24 protein-coding genes, 2 tRNA genes and 1 pseudogene are annotated in these 26997 nt (G+C 59.5%); 9 read left to right on the plus strand and 18 right to left on the minus strand.

Going from position 1 to position 26997, the window contains the following annotated elements:
- Nucleotides 1-7 precede the first annotated feature (7 nt).
- On the plus strand, nt 8-475 hold the full coding sequence (recX, locus tag ACM6IT_RS19690; protein WP_056720921.1) for a recombination regulator RecX: 468 nt from the start codon (nt 8-10) through the stop codon (nt 473-475).
- A gap of 47 nt (nt 476-522) precedes the next feature.
- Here the strand turns inward: recX and ACM6IT_RS19695 are convergent, their stop codons facing one another.
- Nucleotides 523-1641, minus strand: coding sequence for a TIGR00730 family Rossman fold protein (locus ACM6IT_RS19695; protein ID WP_414918538.1), 1119 nt, complete (start codon nt 1639-1641; stop codon nt 523-525).
- Nucleotides 1642-2122: 481 nt separating this feature from the next.
- On the opposite strand from ACM6IT_RS19695, the gene ACM6IT_RS19700 reads away from it, so the two are divergent.
- On the plus strand, nt 2123-2317 hold the full coding sequence (locus tag ACM6IT_RS19700; RefSeq protein ID WP_056720917.1) for a hypothetical protein: 195 nt from the start codon (nt 2123-2125) through the stop codon (nt 2315-2317).
- Here ACM6IT_RS19700 and ACM6IT_RS19705 read toward each other — a convergent pair whose 3' ends face one another.
- Entirely contained in the window at nt 2318-2740 is a 423-nt protein-coding gene (locus ACM6IT_RS19705) for a PA3611 family quorum-sensing-regulated virulence factor (protein ID WP_056720915.1), read from the minus strand. It abuts the gene before it with no gap.
- A 188-nt stretch (nt 2741-2928) separates the two neighbouring features.
- Here ACM6IT_RS19705 and ACM6IT_RS19710 point away from each other — a divergent pair, with 188 nt between their 5' ends.
- The 3 genes from ACM6IT_RS19710 to ACM6IT_RS19720 all read left to right on the plus strand — a co-directional run bounded on the left by ACM6IT_RS19710 (nt 2929) and on the right by ACM6IT_RS19720 (nt 4994).
- The gene (locus tag ACM6IT_RS19710; protein WP_056720913.1) at nt 2929-3687 is read left to right on the plus strand and encodes a tRNA-uridine aminocarboxypropyltransferase; all 759 of its coding nucleotides are present in this window, start codon (nt 2929-2931) and stop codon (nt 3685-3687) included.
- Nucleotides 3688-3905: 218 nt separating this feature from the next.
- On the plus strand, nt 3906-4556 hold the full coding sequence (gene erdR / locus ACM6IT_RS19715) for a response regulator transcription factor ErdR (RefSeq protein ID WP_008054094.1): 651 nt from the start codon (nt 3906-3908) through the stop codon (nt 4554-4556).
- A gap of 75 nt (nt 4557-4631) precedes the next feature.
- Nucleotides 4632-4994: a diacylglycerol kinase gene (locus tag ACM6IT_RS19720; RefSeq protein WP_414918539.1), complete on the plus strand. Its 363-nt coding sequence runs from the start codon at nt 4632-4634 to the stop codon at nt 4992-4994.
- Here ACM6IT_RS19720 and ACM6IT_RS19725 read toward each other — a convergent pair.
- Nucleotides 4991-5917, minus strand: a complete 927-nt coding sequence (locus ACM6IT_RS19725) for a LysR family transcriptional regulator (protein ID WP_056720912.1) — start codon at nt 5915-5917, stop codon at nt 4991-4993. The two genes, ACM6IT_RS19720 and ACM6IT_RS19725, sit on opposite strands and share 4 nt — an antisense overlap.
- Nucleotides 5918-6039: 122 nt before the next feature.
- Here ACM6IT_RS19725 and fpr point away from each other — a divergent pair, with 122 nt between their 5' ends.
- Nucleotides 6040-6819 (plus strand): ferredoxin-NADP reductase, encoded by a 780-nt coding sequence (gene fpr, locus ACM6IT_RS19730; protein ID WP_008054100.1) that lies wholly within the window; start codon nt 6040-6042, stop codon nt 6817-6819.
- A gap of 126 nt (nt 6820-6945) precedes the next feature.
- On the opposite strand, the pseudogene tsaA reads toward fpr, so the two are convergent.
- The 6 genes and pseudogenes from tsaA to rimO all read right to left on the minus strand — a co-directional run bounded on the left by tsaA (nt 6946) and on the right by rimO (nt 12006).
- A pseudogene (gene tsaA / locus ACM6IT_RS19735) lies at nt 6946-7643 on the minus strand (tRNA (N6-threonylcarbamoyladenosine(37)-N6)-methyltransferase TrmO).
- 121 nt (nt 7644-7764) lie between these two features.
- A complete protein-coding gene (locus tag ACM6IT_RS19740) occupies nt 7765-8535 on the minus strand; it encodes an SDR family oxidoreductase (protein WP_414913859.1) in 771 nt (256 codons plus the stop codon).
- A 135-nt stretch (nt 8536-8670) separates the two neighbouring features.
- Nucleotides 8671-9141: a DUF1456 family protein gene (locus tag ACM6IT_RS19745; RefSeq protein WP_046816549.1), complete on the minus strand. Its 471-nt coding sequence runs from the start codon at nt 9139-9141 to the stop codon at nt 8671-8673.
- Between the two features lie 75 nt (nt 9142-9216).
- A complete protein-coding gene (locus ACM6IT_RS19750) occupies nt 9217-9927 on the minus strand; it encodes an rRNA pseudouridine synthase (RefSeq protein ID WP_056720907.1) in 711 nt (236 codons plus the stop codon).
- Between the two features lie 155 nt (nt 9928-10082).
- The gene (locus ACM6IT_RS19755; RefSeq protein ID WP_409078234.1) at nt 10083-10556 is read right to left on the minus strand and encodes a GNAT family N-acetyltransferase; all 474 of its coding nucleotides are present in this window, start codon (nt 10554-10556) and stop codon (nt 10083-10085) included.
- 112 nt (nt 10557-10668) lie between these two features.
- Complete coding sequence (gene rimO, locus ACM6IT_RS19760) at nt 10669-12006, minus strand: 30S ribosomal protein S12 methylthiotransferase RimO (protein ID WP_056720903.1); 1338 nt, start codon at nt 12004-12006, stop codon at nt 10669-10671.
- Between the two features lie 293 nt (nt 12007-12299).
- On the opposite strand from rimO, the gene ACM6IT_RS19765 reads away from it, so the two are divergent.
- On the plus strand, nt 12300-14201 hold the full coding sequence (locus ACM6IT_RS19765; protein WP_056720900.1) for a potassium transporter Kup: 1902 nt from the start codon (nt 12300-12302) through the stop codon (nt 14199-14201).
- A 164-nt stretch (nt 14202-14365) separates the two neighbouring features.
- Here the strand turns inward: ACM6IT_RS19765 and ACM6IT_RS19770 are convergent, their stop codons facing one another.
- The 4 genes from ACM6IT_RS19770 to ACM6IT_RS19785 all read right to left on the minus strand — a co-directional run bounded on the left by ACM6IT_RS19770 (nt 14366) and on the right by ACM6IT_RS19785 (nt 18973).
- Nucleotides 14366-15667, minus strand: a complete 1302-nt coding sequence (locus tag ACM6IT_RS19770; protein ID WP_414918540.1) for a virulence factor family protein — start codon at nt 15665-15667, stop codon at nt 14366-14368.
- Complete coding sequence (mprF, locus tag ACM6IT_RS19775; RefSeq protein ID WP_056720896.1) at nt 15667-18309, minus strand: bifunctional lysylphosphatidylglycerol flippase/synthetase MprF; 2643 nt, start codon at nt 18307-18309, stop codon at nt 15667-15669. Before mprF ends, ACM6IT_RS19770 begins: the two co-directional genes overlap by 1 nt.
- Nucleotides 18310-18588: 279 nt before the next feature.
- A tRNA-Met gene (locus tag ACM6IT_RS19780) sits at nt 18589-18665 on the minus strand.
- Nucleotides 18666-18896: 231 nt separating this feature from the next.
- Nucleotides 18897-18973, minus strand: a tRNA-Met gene (locus ACM6IT_RS19785).
- A 300-nt stretch (nt 18974-19273) separates the two neighbouring features.
- Here ACM6IT_RS19785 and dinB point away from each other — a divergent pair.
- Complete coding sequence (dinB, locus tag ACM6IT_RS19790) at nt 19274-20335, plus strand: DNA polymerase IV (RefSeq protein ID WP_056720894.1); 1062 nt, start codon at nt 19274-19276, stop codon at nt 20333-20335.
- Between the two features lie 95 nt (nt 20336-20430).
- On the opposite strand, the gene ACM6IT_RS19795 is transcribed toward dinB, so the two are convergent.
- The 4 genes from ACM6IT_RS19795 to ACM6IT_RS19810 form a co-directional block, all read right to left on the minus strand.
- Nucleotides 20431-21384 carry a hypothetical protein gene (locus tag ACM6IT_RS19795; RefSeq protein ID WP_056720892.1) on the minus strand — a complete coding sequence of 318 codons (954 nt, stop codon included), beginning with the start codon at nt 21382-21384 and terminating at the stop codon, nt 20431-20433.
- A gap of 19 nt (nt 21385-21403) precedes the next feature.
- The gene (locus ACM6IT_RS19800) at nt 21404-23119 is read right to left on the minus strand and encodes a proline--tRNA ligase (RefSeq protein WP_056720889.1); all 1716 of its coding nucleotides are present in this window, start codon (nt 23117-23119) and stop codon (nt 21404-21406) included.
- Between the two features lie 142 nt (nt 23120-23261).
- Nucleotides 23262-24821, minus strand: coding sequence for an AmpG family muropeptide MFS transporter (locus ACM6IT_RS19805; RefSeq protein WP_056720887.1), 1560 nt, complete (start codon nt 24819-24821; stop codon nt 23262-23264).
- 44 nt (nt 24822-24865) lie between these two features.
- Complete coding sequence (locus ACM6IT_RS19810; RefSeq protein WP_056720885.1) at nt 24866-25219, minus strand: MGMT family protein; 354 nt, start codon at nt 25217-25219, stop codon at nt 24866-24868.
- 163 nt (nt 25220-25382) lie between these two features.
- Between ACM6IT_RS19810 and ACM6IT_RS19815 the strand changes: the two genes are divergently transcribed.
- Nucleotides 25383-26390, plus strand: a complete 1008-nt coding sequence (locus tag ACM6IT_RS19815; RefSeq protein WP_414913856.1) for a DUF481 domain-containing protein — start codon at nt 25383-25385, stop codon at nt 26388-26390.
- 159 nt (nt 26391-26549) lie between these two features.
- On the opposite strand, the gene ACM6IT_RS19820 is transcribed toward ACM6IT_RS19815, so the two are convergent.
- On the minus strand, nt 26550-26759 hold the full coding sequence (locus ACM6IT_RS19820; RefSeq protein WP_002554837.1) for a cold-shock protein: 210 nt from the start codon (nt 26757-26759) through the stop codon (nt 26550-26552).
- Nucleotides 26760-26997: the final 238 nt, after the last annotated feature.

Genomic DNA, 26997 nt, shown 5'->3' on the forward strand with positions numbered 1-26997 from the left:
CGAAGCGATGACCGCCGTACTCGATACACTCGTCGCGGTGCGGCGAACCGCAATGGACCTGCTCGCACGGCGCGAGCACGGTCGTGTCGAGCTGACGCGTAAGCTGCGTCAGCGCGGCGCCCTCCCTGAGATGATCGAAACAGCACTCGACCGGTTGACGGAAGAGGGGTTGTTGTCCGAAACCCGTTACCTCGAAAGTTTCGTTTCCTACCGCGCCCGTTCCGGTTATGGCCCTTTACGCATTCGTGAAGAGTTGGGCCAACGTGGCCTGCAGCGCACCGATATTGAACTCGCCCTGCGTGAGAGCGGTATCGACTGGCAGGAGCAATTGATCGATACCTGGCGACGCAAGTTCTCAGGGCAATTGCCGGCAGACGCCCGGGAGCGAGCCAAGCAAGGCAGGTTCCTGGCGTACCGTGGATACTCCATGGAAATGATCAATCGCCTGTTCAGCGGTCGAGGGATGGACGATTGAACTGAAACGGCCCGCTATCTCGATAGCGGGCCGTTTTTTTTTATGCCTCACGAAACCTTTGACGGCTCCCGGGTGCGTTGTTGTACCTGGGGTTTTGATTGTGCCCAGTTTTCCGGCAGGTTGATGTAGTCCACAAGCTCGCGCAGGCGGCCATGATTGCGGGCGTTGAAGTTGAAGGCCAGCCGCACCAGATGGCTGAACTCGGCTTCGTCATGTTCCTCACTACTGTAAACGTGTTGATGGAAATGATCGCTCAGGCACAGGTCGGCGAAAGCCTGCTGCATGTGTTCGAGCGCGTGGTCGCTGAGTGTGTGATTCATGCGAATCAGGAACTGATGCTTTAGCCAGCGACTGGAGTGGAAGTTGCTGTAGAACTGGTTGATGTGCTCTACCGCTTCATCGACGTTGTAGACCAGTTTCACCAGCTTCATGTCAGTGGGCAGGATGTAGTGGTTTGCCTCCAGTTGCTGGTGGATGAAGTCCAGTGCGCCTTGCCAGAATTTGCCGCCCGGCGCGTCGAGCAGTACCACGGGCACCAATGGACTCTTGCCGGTCTGGATCAACGTCAGCACTTCCAGCGCCTCATCCAGCGTACCGAAGCCACCAGGGCACAGCACCAGGGCGTCGGCTTCCTTGACGAAGAACAGCTTGCGGGTGAAAAAGAAGTGGAAAGGCAGCAGGTTGGTCGTGCCGTCGACAGTGGGGTTGGCATGCTGCTCGAAGGGCAGGGTGATGTTGAAGCCCAGGCTGTGTGTCAGGCCGGCGCCCTCATGGGCGGCGGCCATGATGCCGCCACCGGCACCGGTAATGACCATCATGTCCGAGCGCACCAGCGCAGCACCGAGCTCTCGGGCCATGCTATAGAGCGGATGTTCCATGGGCGTGCGGGCCGAGCCGAAAACAGTGACCTTGCGTCGCCCCTTGAATTGTTCGAGCACGCGGAAAGCCTGTTCCAGTTCGCGCAGGGCTTGCAGGGTGATTTTGGCATTCCAGCGGTTGTGGTCTTCCTGGGCCATGCGCAGCACGGTCAGGATCATGTCGCGGTAGATCGGGATGTTCGGGCTGTTGGGTGAAATCAGCTTGAGTTGTTCTTCGACCTTGCTGATGAGGTCGTGGCCGCTTTCTTCAAAATGACGGCTCAGGAGGTCATTCGGTTGGTAAGGCATTCAACTTCTCCTTCTGCACAGAACCCTCGGCCCGACAATGTAAGTCGGTGCCACGACACTTCATGTGTCGCTGTCTGCCCAGGCCCATGCCTGGGCGATCTACTTGACCCGAAAGGCATCGGATCATCCAAACAGGCTCTGTTTTCCCTTGAATGAAAAAAACGTTCGCACTACACGACAAGCAACGGCCAGCCCCTTTCCAGCCTTGAAGAAGTATAGGTGGATACCCTGAAATCCAGGTCTTCACAGTGATTTGCGCTGCCTTGATCATTGCGCCACAAAGTCTTTCCTGGCAACCGCTTATTGACGATTTGCAAGGTGCTTTCACCGCTCGTCTGAACGCACGTCGCATGTGCTGCACTCTGATTTACTAAGTTACAGGTGCAACACGACAACTTTGCGTCAACGGCAAGGCGCACGGTACAAGCGATTCAAGGATTTATCACTCAAACATGAGTGAGGTGCAGGGAGGCGGGAAACCATGGCCAGAGTCGTTCTGGAGATCGATACGCAACTGTATCGATTGCTGAAGTCATCAGCCGAGACCCATCATTTGAGTCTCGAGGATGAGTGCTGCCGTCGTTTGCGCGGTGGCGAACGCCGTTCGCATTACTTGCAGGCGCTGCTGGCGGAACTGCGCGCCGAAGATGAACAGCGGCGCGCCAAATCCAGGTGATTACTTTTTCTTCTTCGCCGGTTGCAGGCAATCCGATTCCTGGAAGCTTGCGGAGCCGACCGGGCGGTTGGTCTTCACCTCGGTGAAGTCGTAACGCATGATCGCGCCCTTGGCCATCAGCTTGCGAAACCCTTCGTTTCGGCAGACAGAAGCTCCCAACTGGAAGTACACGGCTTTCGGGTCTGCACGCATCTTGTCGGCGTGGCTGCTCTGCACGCTCAGGTGGTTGATCAGCTGTTTGCCGTCAACGGTATAGCCTTGATCGAGAATGTCTTCGTTGATCGCTCGAGGAGTGCCGACGCTGCTCTGGGCGGCGACGTTTTGCAGCATTTTGTTCAGTTCCGTGTCTTTCAAGGACGCAGCCTGGGCGTTGAAGGATGACGCCAGCAAAATGGCCGCGGTAGGAACGATAAGGCGCAGCATGAAACTCTCCTGGTTCAGTGATGCGGGTTGGACCCGTCACGTGACTGTGCGTTCAGTGGCGGCGAATTATAGGGGAGGCGGGCTGGACGGTACAGGCTTGCGCCGGGCGCTCTGGTAAACTGCTGGCACTTTTTACCCTGTCGAGTGTTTTTCGTGTCGATTTCCCTTCTGTGTGGGCGTTGCCCGCCATGAGTCATACCCCCGCGCGCTTTGCCTTGAATGCCGTAGCCCGCTTGCGCGATCAGCGTGAGGAGGAGGGCATCAAGCCGATTCAGGCCCGCGGCTGGCGCGCGACGCGCTGCCGTGACTGCCGGGTGATCGAGAGCCACTGCCTGTGCGCATGGCGCCCGCAGGTCGCTACCCGTTCCGGCGTGTGCCTGATCATGACCAATAAGGAAGTGTTCAAACCGAGCAACACCGGTTGGCTGATCGCCGACGTGGTGCCTGACAACCATGCCTTCATCTGGTCCCGTACCGAGACCGATCCGAAGTTGCTGGCGCTGTTGTCCGACCCGCAATGGCAGCCTTACCTGGTGTTTCCGGGGGAGTACGTCGAACCTGAACGCGTGACAAACACTGTGGACGTCGATGGCACGAAGCGCCCGTTGTTCATTCTGTTGGATGCGACCTGGACCGAAGCGCGGAAGATCTTTCGCAAGAGCCCCTATTTCGATCGATTGCCGATCCTCAGCCTTCTGCCGGAGAAACTCTCCCGCTACCGGTTGCGCCGCTCGACCCGCAGCGAACATCTGTGCACGGCGGAAGTGGCGGCGCTGTGCCTCGACCTCGCAGGCGATATCGCCGCGGCATCGGCGCTGGACGCCTACTTCGATGTGTTCAGCCAGCATTACCTCGACGCCAAACACCAGTTGGACATGAACGTTTCGACCCCGGCGCACGCCGAGTTGATGCCCTATGTCCGGTCGGTCACTCCATTGATGGACTGATTGTCGCGCATACTGCAATAAAGTGTACCGGCCATGCTGCTTGACCACCCAGGCTTCGCTGGGCATGCTTGGCGCCGATTAGGGTGCTGCCGGAATTTTCGACGCCGTTTTTTGCGTTGAGCGTGCCTTGTCAGTGCAGCTGCGTGGCTGTGTCTTGACTTGCTTTGGCGAGGTCCGAATGCATCGGGCGTCCCATGAAAAACAGGATCATTTGAAAAATGGCCACATACGAAATCCTGATTGCCGATGACCACCCACTTTTTCGTAGTGCCTTGCATCAAGCGTTGACCCTGGGCCTCGGCCCGGACGTGCGTCTGGTGGAAGTGGCGAGCATCGCCGAACTGGAAGTGCGCCTGACGGAAAAGTCCGACTGGGATCTGGTACTGCTGGACCTGAACATGCCGGGGGCCTACGGTTTTTCCGGGCTGGTCCTGCTGCGCGGGCAGTACCCGCAGATTCCGGTGGTCATGGTCTCGGCCCAGGAAGAGCCAACCATCATGGTCAAGTCTCGCGAGTTCGGCGCCAGTGGCTTCATTCCCAAATCCAGTGACTTGAGTGTGATCCAGAAAGCCGTGCGCGCCGTTCTCGATGGCGACGTGTTCTGGCCGCCGCAGGCATTTGAAGCGGTCAGCGTCTCGGATGAGGCCAAGGCGGCCAGCGAAGGTCTTGCCAGCCTCACCCCGCAACAATTTCGCGTGTTGACCATGGTCTGCGAAGGCCTGCTGAACAAGCAGATCGCCTACGAGCTGAGCGTTTCCGAGGCGACTATCAAGGCGCACGTGACCGCGATTTTCCGTAAACTGAATGTACGGACCCGGACTCAGGCCGCGCTGCTCTTGCAACAACTTGAGTCAATTTCCAGCCATTAAAGGCTGGCAAATTCACGCTTTTTTGACTTTGGTTGAACTAGCTTTCCCACTTCTTTTTTGCCAGTTGCCCACTCTATGTCACCTTTCAAAGGCCAGACCGGCCTGAAACGTATTCTCAATGCTTCCGGTTATTCTCTGGACGGCCTGCGCGCAGCCTTCACCGGTGAAGCCGCCTTTCGGCAATTGGTGTTGCTCAACGTCATCCTGATCCCTTTGTCGTTCTTCCTGAATATCAGCCGGGTCGAACAGGCGTTGTTGATCGCGGTATGCCTGTTGGCGTTGATCGTCGAGTTGCTCAACTCGGCGGTGGAAGCGGCCATCGACCGCATTTCCCTTGAACGGCACCCGCTGTCCAAGAATGCCAAGGACATGGGCAGTGCCGCCCAGTTCGTGGCATTGAGCATGATTGCCCTGGTGTGGGCGGTGATTCTGCTTTAAGCGATCGTCGGCAGCACGATCTCGTCGCTGCGCTGGACCCCGGCGGTGAAGGCGCGGCACAGTTCGAGGAACTCGCGCATCGCCGAGGTCTGATACTTCTGTTTATGCCAGATGAAATAAAACTGTCGCGCCAGATCCAGATCCGGCGTCTCGACAGGCACCAGGCTGCCGCGGCGGAATGCGTCGCGCAAAGCCAGCCTGGAAATGCAGCCAATCCCCAAACCTGATTCCACTGCGCGCTTGATCGCTTCGGTGTGCTCAAGCTCGAGGCGAATGTTTAACGAAGTGCGGTGATGGCGCATTGCTTGATCGAAGGTCAACCGCGTGCCCGAGCCCTGTTCGCGCAAGATCCAGGCTTCGTGGCTCAACTCGTCCATGGTGGCCGTGCCACGCTTGGCCAACGGATGCTGGGGGGCGCAGAACACCACCAGTTCGTCCTCGACCCAGCTTTGTACTTCGATGTCCGGGTGACTGCAGTCGCCTTCGATTAGACCCAGATCAATTTCATAGTGGGCCACTTGTTGCACGATATTGGCAGTGTTCTGCACATGCAGTTTCACCTGGCTTTCCGGGTGGCGTTGCATGAAGCTGCCGATCAACAATGTGGCCAGGTAATTGCCGATGGTCAGGGTCGCGCCCACCGCCAGAGAGCCGAAACCGGACTTGCCATTGAGCAGGTCTTCGATTTCCTTGGCCTGGTCCAGCAGCGCCACCGCTTGCGGCAACAGTTGTTTTCCGAGGGCGTTGAGGCTCAACCGTTTGCCGGCGCGGTCGAACAACTGGCAGCTGCACTGGCGCTCCAGTTCGGTGATCGAGGTGCTCGCCGCCGATTGCGAGAGGTTGAGCAGGCCCGCGGCACGGGACACACTTTCCTGCTGGGCGACGGCGACGAATACTTGAAGTTGACGGAGAGTAAATCGCATATCGATATAACCGATAACCCTTATCTTAATAATCCATTTAACAGATATTGTCTCTGCCTTTAGAATGCGATGCAATTGCGCATATCACTGGCGCAGGCAAAATCTCCAGGAGTCCCACGTACATGAGCAACATGAACCACGAGCGTGTCCTCAGTGTTCACCACTGGAACGACACTCTGTTCAGCTTCAAGTGCACCCGTGATCCGGGCCTGCGCTTCGAGAACGGTCAGTTCGTGATGATCGGCCTGCAACAGCCCAACGGCCGCCCGCTTATGCGCGCTTACTCGATTGCCAGCCCGAACTGGGAAGAGCATCTCGAGTTCTTCAGCATCAAGGTGCCTGATGGTCCGCTGACTTCGCAGTTGCAGCATCTGAAGGAAGGCGACGAGATCATCATCAGCAAGAAGCCTACCGGCACGCTGGTACTGGATGACTTGAAGCCTGGCAAACATTTGTACCTGCTCAGCACCGGTACCGGCCTGGCGCCGTTCATGAGCGTCATCCAGGACCCGGAAACCTACGAGCGTTTCGAAAAAGTGATCCTGTGCCACGGCGTGCGTTACGTCAACGAAGTCGCATACCGCGAGTTCATCACCGAGCACCTGCCGCAGAACGAATTCTTCGGCGATGCGCTGCGTGACAAGTTGATCTACTACCCGACCGTGACCCGCGAGCCGTTCGAGAACGAAGGTCGCCTGACCGACCTGATGCGCAGCGGCAAGCTGTTCAGCGACATCGGTCTGCCACCGATCAACCCGCAGGACGACCGCGCCATGCTGTGCGGCAGCCCGAGCATGCTCGACGAGACCAGCGAAGTGCTCAACAGCTTCGGCCTGAAGGTTTCGCCGCGGATGCGCGAGCCGGGTGATTACCTGATCGAGCGTGCATTCGTCGAGAAGTAAGCACCAGTAACAACTTTGTTTTACCTGTGGGAGCGAGCCTGCTCGCGATAGCGGTGTGTCAGTCGACGTCAATGTCGACTGTTACCCCTTCGCGAACAGGCTCGCTCCCACAGTTGTTTCTGTTGTTCAGCTTATTGCAGGAATGACTTCCAGGACGCGGATCAGCTCCGGTGTCGGGTAGTGCCAACGCACATCGACATCCCAGAACTGCGCGCCGTATTCCCGCTCGGGTGCAGGCGTCTGATAGGCCGGGCGTGGATCTTGCGCCAGGCATTGCTCGATCAACTCGACCAAGGGCTCTGCAAGGCGCTGGGCATGCCCGTGAGCCTGTTGCAGCGCTGTGTCCGTCCACTGCACGGGAATCAGTTGCGGCGCAGCGCTGGCGATGCTGTTGGCGGCGGTATCGATGATGTCGGCGTAGGGCACGTAGGGTTTGATGTCGAGAATCGGCGTGCCGTCCAGCAGATCGATGCCCGAGATCCACAGCCGACCGGCTTCGACCTTGTCCAGTTTCACCACCGACTGCCCGATGCCATTGGGGCGGTGGGTGGCACGGGTGGCGAACACGCCCATGGACTTGTTGCCGCCGAGGCGAGGAGGGCGAACCTTCAGGCGAGGCTTTTCCTCCAGGGCCTGGTGGAACAGGAACAGCAGCCACACGTGGCTGACCTGCTCCAGGCCCTGCACCGCGTCCCCTTGATCGAACGGCGCCACCAGTTCAAGCACCCCACGGGCGGCCGGGGCCAGTTGCGGCTGGCGCGGAATGGCGAACTTCTCCTTGAAGCAGGAGCGCACGAAGCCGATGGGTAAACGCTGTAGGTCATGGTTTGGGATCGAGGCGGAATCAGGTAGGGCATGATGCCGTAAAGATCAAAAGATCGCAGCCTTCGGCAGCTCCTACAGAGGAATTCGTACGGCGTAGGAGCTGCCGCAGGCTGCGATCTTTTAAAGGCTGAACCCGCCATCCAGCGGAATGATATTTCCGGTCATGTAGGCCCCGGCGGTGCTCGCCAGACTGATCGCCAGCGCCGCCATCTCTTCCTCGCGCCCCCAGCGCTTCATTGGAATCAGGGCCGTATCCTGCGCCAGCGCCTGTTCATCATTGCCAATGTGCCGGGTCATCTTGCTCGGAAAGCGCCCCGGGGCGATCACGTTGACGTTGATGTGCTGGCTCACCAGTTCGCGCGCCAGAATCCTCGACAGTTGGTGCAACGCGGCCTTGCTCGGCCCGTAGGCATACGCCTGCTCGCCGAAGGAGGAAATCCCGGCCACCGACCCGATGTTAATGATCCGCGCCGGATTCGCTTCGGAACCGGCCTTGCGCAGCAGGGGCAGGAACTGCTGGATGCAGTTGAACACCGAGGTCACGTTGAGCTGCATGACCTTCTCCCAGCCCTTGATCGGGTAGCTCTCCAGTGGTGCGCCCCAGGTGGTGCCGGCATTGTTCACCAGAATGTCCAGATGGGTGATCTGCTCGCCCAGGCGCGAGGCCAGTTGCAGGACGCCCTCTTCGGTGGCGAGGTTGGCCGCGATGGCGCGGCAGCGGCCAAGTGCACCGAGTTCGTCAGCGGTTTGCTGGCAGGCTTCGACGTCGCGGGCGCAGACGTACACGGTGGCGCCGGCCTCGACGTAGGCCTTGGCGATCATCTTGCCGATACCACGGGTGCCGCCGGTCACCAGGGCGGTGCGGCCTTGCAGGGAAAAGTAGGGATGCATGGCGAATCCTGAGAACTGAGGTCTTAATACCCTAGTCGTCAGCCGCCAGAAGCGGAGCCACTATTTTTACGCGGAATGAGGGGCCATATGGCCCGGCCTTGAACTGCATGCGTGCAGTTCAAGGCCGGCGGGCGTTTACTGCGGGCGAACGCGCAGGGTCAGGCCCTTGAGGAAATTGCGCAGCAGCTGGTCGCCACACGGGCGATAGTTGGTGTGGCCGAACTTGCGGAACAGTGCGCTCAACTCTGGCTTGGACACCGGGAATTCGGCGGCCTTGAGGATTGCGTGCATGTCGTCTTCTTTGAGTTCGAACGCCACCCGCAGCTTTTTCAGGATGATGTTGTTGGTCACCGGCACTTCGATCGGCTGAGGCGGACGGCTTTCGTCCTTGCCACGCTTGAAGATCACCAGGCCATCGAGGAAATGCGCCATGACTTCGTCCGGGCAACGTACGAAGCCTTCCTCGTCTTCCTCTTTTTTGTCGAGGTAGGTCAGCAGGTCTGGCAGGGTCACGTCCATGCCGCCGAGCTTGATGATCTCGATGACTTTCTTGTCGCTGATGTCGAGCATGTAGCGCACGCTGCGCAGTACGTCGTTATGAATCATGTGTGCAGTCCTGATATTCGGCTGTGGGCGTCGCGGCCAGGCGCGGCGCCGAAATGTGTGGCGGCGAGAAAAGCCTTAGAACTTCTCTTTGCCGGACAGGTAGCGCCATTGCCCCACAGGCACTTTGCCGATGGACACGCCGCCGATGCGAATGCGACGGATGGCGACGACCTTGAGGCCGACTGCCTGGCAAAGCAGGGCGATGATGCCCGGCTGCGGGTTCTTCATGGCAAAGCGCAGGCGGTTCTCGTTCTGCCAGCTGGCCTTGACCGCCGGCAACTCCTTGCCCTTGTAGGTCAGGCCGTGGTTCAGGCGGTTCAGGCCGTGGGCCACCATCTCGCCTTCGACCTCGACCACATACTCTTGCTCGATCTTGCTGGAGTCAGCGGTGAGTTTGCGCAGGATTTTCCAGTCTTGGGTGAACACCAGCAGGCCGCTGGCGTTGGCCTGCAGGTCGGTGCTGGCGGTCAGGCGCAGGAAGTGCCCGCGCAACGGGCGCTTGCCGTAGCGGTGCTCTTCGCTCAGGGTCTCGGCGCCGAGGGTGGCCATGGCAGTGTCTGTGTCCATGCCGGCGGGCACGTTGAGCAGCAGGGTCACCGGTTCCGGCGCGGTGGCCTTGGCTTCTGGATCAAGCTCGACTTTCTGGGTGTCGACCTTGAATTGCGGCTCGTCGATGACCACACCGTCGACGGTGACCCAGCCGCCCTCGATGAACAGCTCAGCCTCCCGACGGGAACAGCCGACGAGTTCGATGAGGCGTTTGGAGAGACGAATCGGGTCAGTCATGTCATGGCCGTAACAAAAAGGGGGTGGGCATTGTACCTGCCTGGCGCCGGTTAATCCCGGTTCCATTTGTAGGAGCTGCCGAAGGCTGCGATCTTTTGATCTTAAAAGCAAAGATCGCAGCCTTCGGCAGCTCCTACACGGGTATCGGTGTTGTGTCAGCCATGGTGTGAATTTTGTTGATCCTGACGCATACGCATGTGCAACAACGGATACGGCTGCCCCATGCCATCGACCTCCGAGCGACCGATGACCTCGAAGCCCTGCTTGAAGTAGAAGCCGAGGGCCTGGGGGTTCTGCTCGTTGACGTCCAGTTCGTCGGCGTTCAGGTGTTCCAGGGCATAGCGCAACAGTTTCTTGCCCAGGCCCTGGCCGCGATGGTCAGGGTCGATGAAGAGCATTTCGATCTTGCCGGCCGCGACGCCGGCGAACCCGGTGATGCGCTGGTTCGAATCCTTGGTGCAGATCAGCATCACCGAGTCGAGGTAGCGGGTCAGCACCAGGTTCTTCAGCAGTTCGATGTAGCTGTCCGGCAGAAAGTCGTGGGTGGCGCGTACCGAGGCCTCCCAGACCCGGGTCAATTCTTCGTAGTCGCCGAGTTTTGGCGTGTGGATGACTGAATGCTGACGCATGCCCGTCTGCCTCTTGTGCAGTGGTTGATAGGAATCCTTTCAACCTCAAACAATAGCCGTAAAAAAGCCCCGCATCTCGTCAAGAGAGCGGGGCTTTGCGTATTTTTTGCGTTTAGATCTGTTCAGCCCACAGATCGTATTCGTCGGCGTCGGTCACTTTGCACCAGACCTTGTCGCCCGGCTTGAGGTTGCTGCCGTTGTCGATGAATACGTTGCCGTCGATTTCCGGGGCATCGAAGAAGCAGCGGCCCACCGCGCCTTGCTCGTCGACTTCATCGACCAGCACTTCGATCTCGCGGCCGATGCGCATTTGCAGGCGCGCCGAGCTGATGGCCTGCTGGTGCGCCATGAAGCGCTCCCAACGGTCCTGCTTGATGTCGTCCGGCACGACTTCCAGGTCCAGGTCATTGGCCGGTGCGCCTTCTACCGGCGAGTACTGGAAGCAGCCGACGCGGTCGAGCTGGGCTTCGGTCAGCCAGTTCAGCAGGTACTGGAAGTCTTCTTCGGTTTCGCCCGGGAAGCCGACGATGAAGGTCGAACGGATGATCAGGTCCGGGCAGATTTCGCGCCAGTTCTTGATCCGCGCCAGGGTCTTGTCTTCGAAGGCCGGGCGTTTCATCGACTTCAGCACTTTCGGGCTGGCGTGCTGGAACGGGATGTCCAGGTACGGCAGGATCTTGCCGGCGGCCATCAGCGGGATCAGCTCGTCAACGTGCGGGTACGGGTAAACGTAGTGCAGGCGAACCCAGACGCCGAGGGTGCTCAGGGCTTCGCAGAGTTCGGTCATGCGGGTTTTCACCGGAGCGCCGTTCCAGAAACCGGTGCGGTATTTCACGTCGACGCCGTAGGCGCTGGTGTCCTGGGAAATCACCAACAGCTCTTTGACGCCGGACTTGACCAGGCGCTGGGCCTCGTCGAGTACGTCGCCCACCGGACGGCTGACCAGTTTGCCGCGCATCGAAGGGATGATGCAGAAGCTGCAGCTGTGGTTGCAGCCTTCGGAAATCTTCAGGTAGGCGTAGTGGCGCGGGGTCAGCTTGATGCCTTGTGGTGGCACCAGGTCGATCAGCGGGTTGTGGTCCTGGCGTGGCGGCACGACATCGTGCACGGCGTTGACCACTTGCTCGTACTGCTGCGGACCGGTCACGGCCAGCACGCTCGGGTGTACGTTGCGAATGTTGCCTTCTTCGACGCCCATGCAGCCGGTCACGATGACCTTGCCGTTTTCCTTGATGGCTTCGCCGATCACTTCCAGGGACTCGGCCTTGGCCGAATCGATGAAGCCGCAAGTGTTGACGACCACGACGTCGGCGTCCTGGTAGGTGGACACCACGTCATAGCCTTCCATGCGCAGCTGGGTCAGGATGCGCTCGGAGTCGACCAGTGCTTTTGGGCAACCCAGGGATACGAAGCCAACCTTTGGATTGGCCGGCGCAGGAGTGGTGGACATGTCTAACCTCGGTATTTTGTGACGTCGTTTGCCGCATAGGGCAAAACCGACGGACGGGCGCTTGAACTGCGCCTCTGATCAAAAAGTGCGCAATTCTAGCGATGAGTCGCTCACTTGACCAGCTTTATGCAGGGAAATACGACGAGTGCTGCGCTATGCTTCGCGCCGTTACGCTTTACTGATTTTTTACTGTCAACAAAACGTCTGTAACGTGAAGTAAAACAGCGCATGCTGCACGACAAAGCATAGTGCTTCTTTCAAAGAGGCCAGGGTCTGAGAAGTAGGAGTGGTGGATGGGTCAGGCAAGTAGTCAGGCTGCGGGTGCCGAGCATTCGGCGGTCAAGCCGATCGGCATGCTGGTCGCGGCAGTCGGGGTGGTTTATGGCGATATCGGCACCAGTCCGTTGTACACCCTCAAGGAAGTGTTTTCCGGAGGCTACGGCGTACCGGTCAACCATGACGGGGTGCTGGGGATTCTGGCACTGATCTTCTGGTCGCTGATCTGGGTCGTGTCGATCAAGTACATGATGTTCGTGCTGCGCGCCGACAACCAGGGCGAAGGCGGCATCATGGCCTTGACCGCACTGGCCCGGCGGGCGGCGGCGGGGCACGCCAAATTGCGTACGTTGCTGGTGGTCTGCGGGCTGATCGGCGCGGCCTTGTTCTATGGCGACAGCATGATCACCCCGGCGATCTCCGTACTGTCGGCGATTGAAGGCCTGGGGTTGGCGTTCGACGGGATCGACCATTGGGTGGTGCCTATCTCACTGGTGGTGCTGGTGGCGCTGTTCCTGATCCAGAGCCATGGTACGGCGCGCATCGGCATTCTGTTCGGGCCGATCATGGTGACCTGGTTCCTCGTACTGGGCGCACTGGGCGTCTATGGCATCAGCCAGCATCCGGAAGTCCTCCAGGCGATGAACCCGGTGTGGGGCGTACGTTTCTTCATGGTCCATCCGGGCATGGGGGTGTCGATTCTCGGTGCCGTGGTGCTGGCATTGACCGGTGCCGAAGCGCTGTACGCGGACATGGGCCACTTCGGCCGCAAGCCAATCGCTCGTGCCTGGTTCATCCTCGTGCTGCCGGCGCTGGTGTTGAACTATTTTGGTCAAGGGGCCTTGCTGCTGGGCGACCCGGAAGCTGCCCGTAACCCCTTCTACCTGCTGGCACCGAGCTGGGCATTGATCCCGCTGGTCGGGCTGTCGACCATGGCCACGGTGATTGCCTCGCAAGCAGTGATTTCCGGTGCGTTCTCCCTGACCCGCCAGGCGATCCAGCTTGGTTACATCCCGCGCATGCACATCCAGCACACCTCCAGCGCCGAACAGGGCCAGATCTACATCGGTGCGGTGAACTGGGCGTTGATGGTCGGCGTGGTGTTGTTGGTGCTGGGTTTCGAATCCTCCGGCGCCCTGGCCTCGGCCTACGGCGTGGCGGTGACCGGGACCATGCTGATGACCAGCATTCTGGTATCCGCGGTGATCCTGCTACTGTGGAAGTGGCCTCCGGTGCTGGTGGTGCCGGTCCTGCTGGGTTTCCTGTTGGTAGACGGTGTGTACTTCGCCGCCAACGTGCCGAAAATCGTTCAGGGCGGTGCATTCCCGGTCATCGCCGGTTTCGCGCTGTTTGTGCTGATGACCACCTGGAAACGCGGCAAGCAGTTGCTGGTCGAGCGTATCGATGAGGGTGGCTTGCCGTTGCCGATCTTCATCAGCAGCATTGCCGTACAGCCTCCCCATCGTGTTCAGGGCACCGCCGTGTTCCTGACGGCACGCCCGGATGCCGTGCCCCACGCGCTGTTGCACAACCTGCTGCATAACCAGGTGCTACACGAGCAAGTGGTGCTGCTGACGGTGGTGTACGAAGACATCCCGCGGGTGCCGCCAACACGACGGTTCGAGGTCGATGCCTATGGCGAAGGTTTCTTCCGGGTGATCCTGCACTTCGGCTTTACCGACGAACCGGACGTACCGAAAGCGCTGAAACTGTGCCACCTCGATGAGCTGGACTTCAGCCCGATGCGCACCACCTACTTCCTCAGCCGCGAAACGGTCATCGCCTCCAAGCTCGAAGGCATGTCGCGCTGGCGTGAGGCGCTGTTCGCCTTTATGTTGCAGAACGCCAACGGCAATTTGCGTTTCTTCAATCTGCCGCTGAACCGGGTGATTGAGTTGGGGACGCAGGTGGAGATGTAAACCTCATCAACAAGCCCCCGTTGCCGTTGCGGCAGCGGGGGCTTTTGTGTTCTAGGGCAAGAGTAAGTTCAAAAGATCGCAGCCTTCGGCAGCTCCTACATTGGAATGTGTACACCCTGTAGGAGCTGCCGAAGGCTGCGATCTTTTTGGGAGGCTCTATCAGATCACTCCTGAGCGGTCGTTTCGGCTTCCTTCACCTGCCGCTTCTCAATCACATCCACCAGGCGCTTGGCCAGCGCCGGATAGTTCTCGTCGAAGTGATGACCGCCAGGCAGTTTGATGGCTTCGCCCACCGCCGTCTTGTCGGTGCAGCCACTCTCGTCGGTTTCTTCCTCACCGTAGATGCACACTACTTTGGCGGCTGGCAGCTTGGCCATTTCCGGGCCGGTGGCGGCTTCCTTGCCGGCGTTGCCGAGCCAGCCTTCGACTTCAATTTCGAAGCTGCCGGTACGGGCGAAGGCCAGCAGGATGATCGCGTCGACGCGTTGCTGTTCCGATTCGGCCAGGCGGTTGTAGATCGCCGGCAGTACGTCGGCACCGAACGAGTAACCGGTCAGGATGAAGCGTTTGGTGCCCCATTTCTGCCGGTAGTGTTGCATCAGTTCAGCCAGGTCCAGCGCGCTTTGCTCCGGGCTCTTGTGCTGCCAGTAGTAGCGCAGGGTGTCGATGCCGACCACCGGGTAGCCGATCTTGGCCATCTCGCCCGCCACGTCGCGGTCGAGGTCGCGCCAGCCACCGTCACCGGACAGGAACAGGGTCACGGTGTCCCTGGCCTGGCCTGCTGGCACTTCGACCACCGGGATCTGCAGGCCGCCAGCGGCTTTGTCGCCGCCGACGAGGATCTTGCGCAGTTCGTTGTTCAGCACCTGCGGCAGGTTGATGTCGTAGTCGCTGATGCTGGTTTCGGCGTTCGGTTGATCACGCACAAAGCCGGCGCTGGTGTCGTCCGGGTTGTCGTTCCACGCCGCCAGCCAGTGGCCGTGGGCGGCGCTTTTGGGCAACAGGTGCGTGCAGCCACCCTTTTCCAGGGCCAGGTCGACCGAGACGGCTTGGGCCTTGTCGTCCTTTTGCTCGGACAACCAGCGCCAGGCCAGCACGGCGCCAGGGCCGATGCCGCTGACCAGGGTCGCCGGGCCTTTGAGTTCCCGCAGCCCCGATTGCAGGGCACGGCTTTGCAGCAGGCAGTCCTTGGGCAGGATCACCTGGACAATTTGCGCCGAACCGCTACGGCTCAGGGTCATCAATTGCTTGTCGCTGAGTTTCTGCTCTTCGTTGACTGCCACCAGCACCTGGGCGCGTGGCGTGGTGCCGGGGATGACACGGGTCATCACCGCACCATCGGCCGGGGTCAGCAATTGGAGGGTCGGTTCCGGTGCCGGGCGTTTCAGGTACCAGAAACTGCCTCCGAGAATCAGGGTCACTATCACCAGCGTGCCCAATACATACCGCAAGGAGCGTTGAATCATCAGCGTTTCACCAATCCGGTCAAGCCGCCCGCGATCAGGGCGGCAGTGTCGGCCAGCGCAACCAGCGGATCGAGTCCGGCGGGCACGGCCATATAACGGGGTTCCCAATCAGGCTGGAACTTGTCTTTGAAGCGGCGCAAGCCCTGGAAGTTGTACAGCTGCTCACCACGGCGGAATACCATCGAGCCCAGGCGCTGGGTCAATGGCGCGCCGCGACGGGGTTGCAACCCCGACAACGGCACCATGCCCAGGCTGAAACGCGCGTATCCATGGTTTTTATAATGTTGAATCAGGCCGACCATCATGAACTCCATGGTCAGCTTCGGGGCATCCGGATGCGCACGCATCAGGTCGAGGCTGGCCAGGTCATGGCCGTAGGTCTCGAGCAGGTTGGCGAACGCCACCGGGCGCCCTTCGAAACGAATCACCGCGATGCGGAAATGCTTGAGGTAGTCATCGCTGAAGCGGCCCAGCGAAAAACCTTTCTCGCGGACGTTCTTGCCGGTCAGCCAGGCATCGGAAATCACCTTGAGTTCTTCCATCGGCGCCAGGCCCGGCTCATGGATTTCCAGGGACAGGCCGTCACGGGTGCCACGGTTCCAGGTGTAGCGCAGGTCCTTCATCTCCTTGCCCTTGGCTTCGAGATCAAAACGCTTGAGGTCGACCCGGGCTTCTTCGCCGAGCTTGATCGCGGTCAGGCCGATGTCCATGTAGTACGGCAGGTTCTCTGCACGCACTTGATAGAACACGGGACGGGCGTGGTGGATGTCGCACAGGTCGCGGAACTGCCAGATCATTTCCGCCCGTTGCTGGCCCGGGCCGATCGGGTCATACAGCGCCACCAGGCTGCGGCCGCGACGGGCGTACATCAGGAAGGCTTCGTCATTGGGGTGAAACAGCAGCGCCTTGTCACCGGTCAGGGCCAGGCCGCCATCCGGTTGGGCCGATGCCATGAGGATCTTGCTGGCGCGCTCCAGTTCGTCGGGCGTGGGCAGGTGAATAACCGGGCGCGCGGTGCGCAGCAGCCAGGTCAGGGACACCACCACCAGCAGCACAGCGGCGCCGAGCAGCGAACGCAGGCCGCGAGGGGCGTCGGCGTCCAGGGTGAACTGCCACCAGAGTTGGTGGCTGTAGGGAACGTCCTGGTAAGCGAACAGCAGCAGCCACATCGACGCACCGAGTACGCAGAGGCTGGCCACCAGATACAAGGGCGAGAAGGGCAGTTCGGTCAGGCGGCTCGGGCGATAGAACGAGCGGCGGAATACCCCGAGCAGGCTCGCCGTCAGCACCATCAGGCTGGCTTCTTCCCAGTCGAAGCCTTTGAGCAGCGAGAGCAGGGCACCCACCAGCAACAGAATGGTGGTCAGCATCCACGCGGCCGACAGCCGGCGACGCAGCCCCTGGGCCAGCAACAGGCAAAGTACGCCGACCAGGCTGGCACCGAAGTGCGAGGCATCGACCAGTCGATGGGGGATCAGAAAACCGATGTGTTCCAGGCGGGTATCGATTTCCGGGGTGGCGCCGGAGAACAGCAGGACAACACCGGACAGGAACACCAGCACCGCCAGTATCGGAGCCGCCAGGCCCGAGGCCGCGCGCAACGTCTGGCGTGTCTGGAACAGGCGCTGGCCTTCGTTGATCAGCAACAACAGGCAGGCCACCAGCAAGGGCAAGACCACATAGATCAAACGATAGAGCAGCAGGGCAGCCGCCAGTGGCGCAGCGCCCAGGGTGTCGGAAAAGGCCGCCAGCAAAATGGCCTCGAACACCCCGACGCCGCCCGGCACATGGCTGAGCACGCCCGCGGCCAGGGCCAGCAGGTAAACCAGAAGGAAAGCACCGAAGGGCGGTGTTTCCGGCAGCAGCAGATAGAGCACCGTGGCAGCGGCGGCGACGTCCAGGGCGGTGATGATCAATTGCAGGAATGTCAGGCGACGCCCGGGCAGGCGCAAGGTGCGGCGTCCGACCCTGACCAGCAGGTTGTCCGGGTAAGGCTGTTCCGGCAGCCGACGACGGTAGATACCGATGGCCAGCACCGAAAACAGCACGAGCACGGCGCTCGCCACCACACCCAGCAACGTCTCGGAGAGACCCAGGGCGGTGGACGCGGCTGGCAGGTCACTGAGCGTTGCCAGGGCGGCCAGGGGTGGCAGGGCACAACCCAGTGAGAGGCTGGCGAACAACGTCATGCGCGCGACTTCAGCCGCCCCCAGGCCATGACGGGCATAGAGGCGATAGCGAACCGAACCGCCAGACAACATTGAAAGACCAATGGCGTTGCCGATGGCAAAGGCCGTGAAACCACCCAGCGCCAATTCACGCGGTGCCAGGCTCACTCCGGCATAGCGGCTGGCCGACCATTCGTAGCCGAGCAGAATGATGAAGCCCGCCACGGTAGCGCCCAGTGCGCCCATCAAGGCAGGTTTTGGAACATCGAGGATCGAATCGTGCAGCGCGTAAAGGTCGAGTTCGCTCAACAGGTGGCGACAGGCAATCAGCGCGATCGCGAACAGCAGCAGGGTGACCGCCAGGCCAATGGGTTGACGGTACTTGCTCAATCGATCAAGCAGGCGCAGGCGCTCGGCATTGATCGGTTGTTCCGCTGTGACAGTGTCTTGTGAATCAGACGAGTTGGCGCGCATCAATCACCTCTTGGATTGTGCGCGACAGGATGGAGGTATCCAGCCAAGTTACCAATCCCTGTAGAAAAAAATAATCACAAATATTAACGCCTATCACCGGAAGCGGGGGACGGCGCGTCATCAGTCGTGAAGGCTTCAGCCTGCGATAGAGCATAGTTCGAACCCGGCGCATTGGGGCTTCCAAAACGGCTTGCTACACAGTGACAGGTCATTGTTGCGAAAGGACTTTTTCAACAGATACAAAAAAGGCCACTCTTTCGAGTAGCCTTTTTTGATGTTTGGTTGCGGGAGCCGGATTTGAACCGACGACCTTCGGGTTATGAGCCCGACGAGCTACCAGACTGCTCCATCCCGCGTCTGTGTGGCGGCATTCTATAGAGATACGCCGGGGTGTCAACCGTTAATCCTGAAGCAGGTCAAATAAACGTTGAATCGCGGCAAACGGTCGCAGGGATGGCCTAAGTTTCGGAATCAGAACGATTTCCGGTTTCGGTCCCGTTGAGCCCCAGGCCTTGTTCCGGCATTGGGCGCTACAAAACAAGCGCGCACAAAAAAGGCCACTCTTTCGAGTAGCCTTTCTTGATGTTTGGTTGCGGGAGCCGGATTTGAACCGACGACCTTCGGGTTATGAGCCCGACGAGCTACCAGACTGCTCCATCCCGCGTCTGTGTGGCTCATTCTATAGAGATGCGCTCGGGTGTCAACCTCCAATTCCGATAAAACCTCTTCCTGTTCAATCGGTTAGCATTCAAAAGGGGCGATCGACAGGTCTGTGAGGCAGGCAGGACAAGGCCTGCGCGTCTATTGAAAGTAATTTTTCGATTGAAAAAATAAATTCACAATCGACTCTTCCTACGAATGGAAAAGAACATTCAGACTACTGGTGCTATATACAGGTGTCGGTGAGATACTGTTTATCCGGCACGCCATGACGCCTTTTCTTTGCCATGAACACGGCTTTGCTATGACTCAACGCAAGATCATCCACGTCGATTGTGACTGCTTCTATGCAGCCATCGAAATGCGCGACGACCCACGCCTCGCCGGTAAACCACTGGCGGTGGGCGGGTCGGCGGACCGGCGCGGGGTGATCGCCACCTGCAATTATGAGGCGCGAGCGTACGGGGTGCGTTCGGCGATGTCCTCCGGGCATGCCTTGAAGCTGTGCCCGGACCTGACCATCGTCAAGCCACGCATGGATGCCTATAGAGAAGCGTCCAGGGAAATCCACACGATTTTTCGCGATTACACCGAGATCATCGAGCCGCTCTCGCTTGATGAGGCGTACCTCGATGTGTCGGACAGCGCGCATTTCGCAGGCAGTGCGACGCGAATCGCCCAGGACATCCGGCGCCGGGTTTCCAACCAGTTGCATATCACCGTGTCGGCGGGTGTGGCGCCGAACAAGTTTCTGGCCAAGATCGCCAGTGATTGGAAAAAGCCCAACGGCCTGTTTGTCATCACCCCGGATCAGGTCGAGGACTTTGTCAGTGGTTTACCCGTGAACAAGTTGCACGGTGTCGGCAAAGTCACCGCCGACAAGCTCGGCAAGCTGGGGATCATCGATTGCCTGCAATTGCGCGAGTGGGACAAGTTGGCGCTGGTGCGTGAATTCGGCAGCTTTGGCGAGCGACTCTGGAGCCTGGCCCGTGGGATCGATGACCGTGTGGTACACAACGATAGTCGTCGTCAGTCGATCAGTGTTGAAAATACCTACGACGTTGACCTGCCGGACCTGAAGAGTTGCCTGGACAAGTTGCCCGAACTGCTGGAGACCCTGGCGGGTCGCATGGCGCGAATCGACAGCAGCTATCGTCCGGGCAAGCCATTCGTCAAAGTGAAGTTTCACGACTTCACCCAGACGACATTGGAGCAGGCCGGGGCAGGGCGGGATCTGGGCAGTTATCAGTTAATGCTGACCCAGGCCTTCAATCGCGGTGGTAAACCGGTGCGGTTGTTGGGTGTCGGCGTGCGGCTGGAGGACTTGCGGGGCGGGTTCGAGCAGATGGAGTTGTTTGAGCGGTAAATTCTGAAACACAAAAGATCGCAGACTGCGGCAGCTCCTACAGAAGAACGCGATCTGTTGTAGGAGCTGCCGCAGGCTGCGATCTTTTTTGGCGTTTAGTTCAGCCCCGGATTCGCCACCAGTCGCTCGCCATTGCGGGCCAGTGACTTGAGGAATTCGGCCTGCAATTCTGGATCATTGCGCGTCAGTTCGATCAGGCTCTGTTCCAGTTCGCTGGCTTCTTCTTCAAGACCCAGTTCCGACAGGCGCTTGACCCGGTGGACCCACTGATTGACTTCGTCGCCTTCGAGATCGTCATAAATCAGTCCGTGGGCCTCATAGAGCTTGCTGCGCAAGGTGCTGCTGACGGCTAGCGAGGAGTCAGTGTGTACGTCGTCCTGGGCATCCTCGACACGGATCAGCAACCGGCTCAGATGATTGATGTCATGTTCGGCGAACGGGTTGTCCAACAGGTTCAGGCGCAACACGCCGTTTTTGTCGGTGGTCAGTTCGAACGTTTCCTTGCCGGCCTTGACCTCTACCGGGCGCTCGCTCCAGGGCAGGCTTGAATACTCCGTGCGTTTGTCGCGCTGGACTTCATCAATACCGGCCAGGTTCTGCTGCGCGCGACCGTGGGACTGTACGTTCATGAACGGGTTGAGCCCGGCAAAACCGTAGCTCAGCCAGTCCTTGGTCACGCTGTCCGGCAGATTGCCGAGGGCGAATACGTTGACCACGTTGGCACCGACACCCGCCACCACGGCCACCGCGCCCAGCGGGATTTCGTAAATCTCCCGCCAGGGTTGGTACGGCGTGTAGCGGTCGTAGTGACGCGTGACTTCGTACTCGGTGACTTCGAAAGTCTTCTGCTCGTGGATTTTCACCCGCCGTTGCGGAAGCTCAAGCACCTTGGGCTCACCGACATCGATCTGCAGGCTGTGATCGAGCAATTTGCGCTCGACCCGTTCCTCGTGCTCGCTGCGTTGTGACATGTGATTGGCACAGCCGCTGACCAGCAGGGCGCCGCACAAGGCGGCGCCACCGAGGCCTAAGGTGTTTCGCTTGAACATGACGTCTCTATATCTGCTATCAGCGGCGGATGCGGGCCTGAAGGAAGGACAGCACGTCGGCGACCGGCAGCGCTTGTGCCTCGGCCTCGGTACGGCTCTTGTATTCCAGGTTGCCTTCGGCCAGGCCGCGGTCGCTGACCACGATCCGGTGTGGAATGCCGATCAGTTCCATGTCTGCGAACTTGATGCCCGGGCTGGTTTTCTTGTCGCGGTCATCCAGCAGCACTTCGAAGCCGGCAGCGGTCAGTTCCGCATACAGCTTGTCGGTGGCTTCGCGAACCTGCTCGGTCTCGTAGCGCAGCGGCACCAGGGCAATCTGGAATGGTGCGAGGGTGTCGCTCCAGATGATCCCTTTTTCGTCGTTGTTCTGCTCGATGGCAGCCGCCACCACGCGGGACACGCCGATACCGTAGCAGCCCATTTCCAGGGTGACCGGCTTGCCGTTCTCGCCCAGCACTTCGCATTTCATCGCTTTGCTGTACTTGTTGCCCAGCTGGAAGATGTGCCCGACTTCGATGCCGCGCTTGATCTCCAGGGTGCCCTTGCCGTCCGGGCTCGGGTCGCCGGCCACGACGTTGCGCAGGTCGGCAACGGTCGGAACAGGCAGGTCGCGCTCCCAGTTCACGCCGAAGTAGTGTTTGTCATCGATGTTGGCACCGATGCCGAAGTCGCTCATCAGCTCGACCGAACGGTCGATGATGATCGGCAGCGGCAGGTTCAACGGGCCGAGGGAACCGGCACCGGCGCCAATGGCGTCGCGCAGTTCGCTTTCCGAAGCCATGACCAGCGGGCTGGCAACGCCTGGCTGGTTGCCGGCCTTGATTTCGTTCAGCTCATGGTCGCCACGGATGATCAGGGCAATCAGCTTGCCTTTCTCTTCTGCGTGCACCACGAGGGTCTTGATGGTTTTCTCGATCGGCAGGTTGAAGCCTTCGACCAGTTGCGCAATGGTCTTGGCGTTCGGAGTGTCGACCAGGCGCAGTTCTTCGCTCGGTGCGGCGCGGGAAGTTTCGCGAGGCACGGCTTCGGCTTTCTCGATGTTCGCCGCGTAGTCAGAACCGTTGCTGAACACGATGTCGTCTTCACCGGACTCGGCCAGTACGTGGAATTCGTGGGAGCCGGCACCGCCAATGGAGCCGTTGTCGGCTTCTACAGGGCGGAACTTCAGGCCCAAACGGGTGAACACGTTGCAGTAGGCCTGGTGCATGCGGTCATAGGTGACCTGCAGCGAAGGCTGGTCGGCGTGGAACGAGTAGGCGTCCTTCATGATGAATTCGCGACCGCGCATCAAGCCGAAGCGTGGGCGGATTTCGTCACGGAATTTGGTCTGGATCTGGTACAGGTTGATCGGCAGCTGCTTGTAGCTGCTCAATTCGTTACGCATCAGATCGGTGATGACTTCTTCGTGGGTGGGACCTGCGCAGAAGTCGCGACCATGGCGATCCTTGAAGCGCAGCAATTCAGGGCCGTACTCTTCCCAGCGCCCGGATTCCTGCCACAGCTCAGCCGGTTGAGTGCTCGGCATCAACACTTCGAGAGAGCCGGCGGCGTTCATTTCTTCACGAACGACGGCTTCGACCTTGCGCATTACCCGCAAGCCCATCGGCAGCCAGGTGTACAGGCCCGAGGCAAGTTTGCGGATCATGCCGGCGCGCAGCATCAGCTGGTGGCTGATCACGACCGCATCGGAAGGCGTTTCTTTCTGTGTGGCGAGCAAAAATTGACTGGTGCGCATGGTTGGCCGTTATCGATTGCTGATGACGAGAAATGACGGAGCATTGTACGGGCGAGATCCGCTGGCGTACAGGCGTGCGGTCGGCGGTGTGGCAGGAGGGCGCGATTCACTCGGCCCTCCGCGATTTTTCCTGCGTAAGGGGCTACGACTCTTCGGCGACCGGGGTCTGCATCGGTTCCGGCGTCGGTGTCGGGCCTTCACGGCGGTTCTCCTGGAACCAGTGCAAGGCGATCAACAGCAGGGTCGGGACGCCTAGCAGGGCGGTGATCAGGAAGAAGTTGTGGTAACCGAATTTTTCCACCATGACCCCGGAGTAGCCGCCGATCAGGCGTGGCAGCAACAGCATGATCGAGCTGAGCAGGGCGTATTGGGTGGCGGAGAACTTGAGGTTGGTCAGGCTCGACAGGTAGGCGACGAACGCCGAGGTCGCCAGGCCCGAGCTGAAGTTGTCCAGGGAGATGGTCAGCACCAGCATGTTCAGGTTGGGGCCCATGTCGGCGAGCATCAGGAACAGGATGTTGGTCGCCGCGGATGCGACACCGCCGATGAACAGGATCGGCAGGATGCCGAAGCGCACGATCAACAGGCCGCCCATGCCGGCGCCGACCAGGGTCATGATCAAGCCGAAGATTTTACTGACGCTGGCGATCTGGTCCTTGGTGAAGCCCTGGTCGATGTAGAACACGTTGGCCATCACGCCCATGACCGTATCGGACATCCGATAGGTGGCGATCAAGCCGAGCAGCAGCAGCGCTTGCCAGCGGTATCGCAGGATGAAGTCGTTGACCGGTGTCAACACAGGCGCCAGGCCACGACGGCCCATGGCCGAGAGGCACAGGGCGGTGAGGGTGGTGTAGAGGATTGCGCGCAGGAAGGCGCGGTCCTCCAGCAACAGGTCGAGCAGGCTCACGCCCTGGAACAACACGCTGGCGAAGTCGGTGTTGTAAAGCTGGGTGAACATGGCCGGCACCGAAACCAGCAGCACGATCAGCACAAAGACCGATGCCAATTGATGCGCGAAGCTGTAACGACCGGCCTGCAGTTGTGTGCGCAATGGCACCGGCGGTTCGCGCATGAACAGGCTGGTCAGCAGTGCCGGAACCATCAGGGCACCGAACAGGATGTAAGTGCCGGCCCAGGCCGAATGCTTGTAGTTGAAGCCGGTGGAGCCAAAGCCTTCGGCGAAGTAGAGCGCGCCTGCGGTAGCCAGCAGCGCAGCGACCCGGTAACCGGACATGTAGCTGGCGGCGAGTGCGGCCTGGCGGTTGTCTTCGGCGATTTCCAGGCGGTAGGCGTCGACCGCGATGTCCTGGGTCGCTGATGCGAAAGCGACGACGACGGCAATGGCGATCAGCCACGACAAATGCTTTTGCGGGTCGCAGAAACCCATCCCGATCAGGCCGAGGATGACCAGTGCCTGAGACAGCACGAGCCAGGATCGTCGTCGACCGAGTTTGCCGAGCAATGGCAGTCGCCATTGGTCGAGCAGGGGTGACCAGACCCATTTGAAGGCATACGCCAGGCCGATCAGGCTTGCATAGCCAATGGTTTCACGCGCCACGCCAGCTTCACGCAGCCAGACTGAAAGTGTCGAAAACACCAGCATGTAGGGCAAGCCGGCGGCGAAACCAAGCAGTAACAGCACGAGTGTCGAGGGGCTGGCATAAGCGGCGAGCGCGGCGCGCCAGGTTTTACGGGGCATGGGCTGGAGTCTGCCTCAAGAAATACGGAAACAAAGCGCGCACTCTAACCGCTGTGCTCTACCGGACGCCAGCCATGGCGCTGAATATCAACACGATTGTTCTGGATACTGATGCCCTCCATGCGTAATCGTGCGCGCTGCTCATCACCCGAAGGACTGCCCGCCGGCAGGCTGATACGCCCGTTTGCACCGAGAACACGGTGCCAGGGCAGCTTGCTGTCGCCGGGCAGTTGACTGAGGGTGCGACCGACCCAGCGGGCGGCGCGACCCAGTCCTGCAAGCTCGGCCAGTTGGCCATAGCTGACGACTTTGCCCTTGGGTACTTGGGCCAGTGTCAGATACAGCGCCGTGCGTCGGATTTGCGCTGCACTCTCGGGGTCTTCGGTTGGATCGGTCACGTCCGTCAGTCCTCGGGGAGATTGCTTTACCCTCTGTAGAGTAATTCCTGCGCAGGAAGTTGAGAAATGAACTCAACAGAAATAGTCGGGTCAGTCCTTGTCATGGCCTTGTTCCTACGGATAATGCCGACTTTTCTCGCAAGCCTGAGCCTGTATTTTGTTTATGTTGTCCAGATCCCTGCTGTGTCTCGCCGTCCTTGGCGCATCCTCTCCCTTGCTCGCCGATACCGTGTGGTTGAAGAACGGTGACAAGCTGAGCGGCAAGATCACGCTGTTCGATGGCGGCAAGCTGCTGATCCAGACCGAGTACGCCGGTGCGGTGACGATCGACTGGAAACAGGTCAAGACCCTGGACAGCGATCAGGAGTTGCTGGTCAAGCAGGATGCCTACACTGGCGAGAAGGCCAAGTCGCTGATAGCGGCGGACGCCGGCAAGGTCACGCTGGCCAACGGCGATACACCTAAGACGGTCGAACTGGCAAGCATTCAGCAGATTCTCAAGCCAAAACCGGTGGTCGAGGATCTGGTGTGGAAAGGCAACGTCGATGTCGCGCTGGATTATCAACGGGCGGAAAACGACACCGATGACTACGACATCGATTTCAAGACCAGTGCGCGACACGGTCGCTGGCGGCACACCGCTGAAGGTGAATACAACCGTGAGTTCCAGGACGACGTGGTGACCACGGACAACTGGCGGGCCGAGTACTCCATCGACCGATTCCTGACCGAGCAATGGTTCTGGCAGGGACGTCTGGTCTATAAGCGCGACAAGGTCGAGGATCTTTCCCGGCAGCGCACGGTCGGTACCGGTCCCGGCTATCAGTTCTGGGATAACGAACTCGGAGCATTCTCCCTGGGCTCGCTGGTCAACCGCACGGATTATGAATTTTCCGATGGCAGCAATGAAAATTTCTACGCCCTGGCCATGACGTGGGACTACAACCGCTATCTGGTTGGCAAGCGTGTCGAGTTCTTTACCAATGGCGAGGTTGGCAAACCGCTGTCGGATGTAGCCGACTACGCACTCGATGCCGAGATGGGGTTGCGCTACAAGGTGACTGACTGGGCTTCGCTGAACCTGAAGGCGGAGCGCGACATCATCAGCGGCACCGACGATTCGGATCTGGACAAGACACGCTACACCGCAGGGTTTGGCGTGACTTGGTAGGACGCTAAAAGATCGCAGCCTGCGGCAGCTCCTACAGGGGAGTTATGTTCACCCTGTAGGAGCTGCCGCAGGCTGCGATGTTTTTTACCTATGAAAAACACATAGGCACAAAAAAGCCCCGCTGTTGAGGGCGGGGCTTTTTACTAAAGCAAGTACAAGTTAGATAACTTGAACTTCTTCAGCTTGCATGCCTTTCTGACCGCGGGTAGCGATGAAAGAAACCTGTTGGCCTTCTTTCAGGCTTTTGAAGCCGTCGGATTGGATAGCTTTGAAGTGAACGAACAGGTCGTCACCGGATTGTGGAGTGATGAAGCCGAAGCCTTTTTCATCGTTGAACCACTTAACGGTACCGGTTTGGCGATTAGACATGGTGTAACTCCTTGAACAAAGATAACTGCGACTCAGGAAGAACCCTGGCCGAGACTGAGTGCAAAGAGCAGGAAAAATTCTTGTAGATGGTTGGATCGAAATTCAACATATCGTGTAGAGATTCTCAGTGACACAAGCAGCACAGTGACGCCACCTTAACCCTTTTTCCGGGACGTGCCAATGCTTCTTGCACAGGTTTCTCTGTTTTAAGGATCGGCGGTGTGACGGTTCGTCGCCA

The organism is Pseudomonas sp. IT-P4 (assembly GCF_949767755.1).
Lineage (GTDB): Bacteria > Pseudomonadota > Gammaproteobacteria > Pseudomonadales > Pseudomonadaceae > Aquipseudomonas > Aquipseudomonas monachiensis.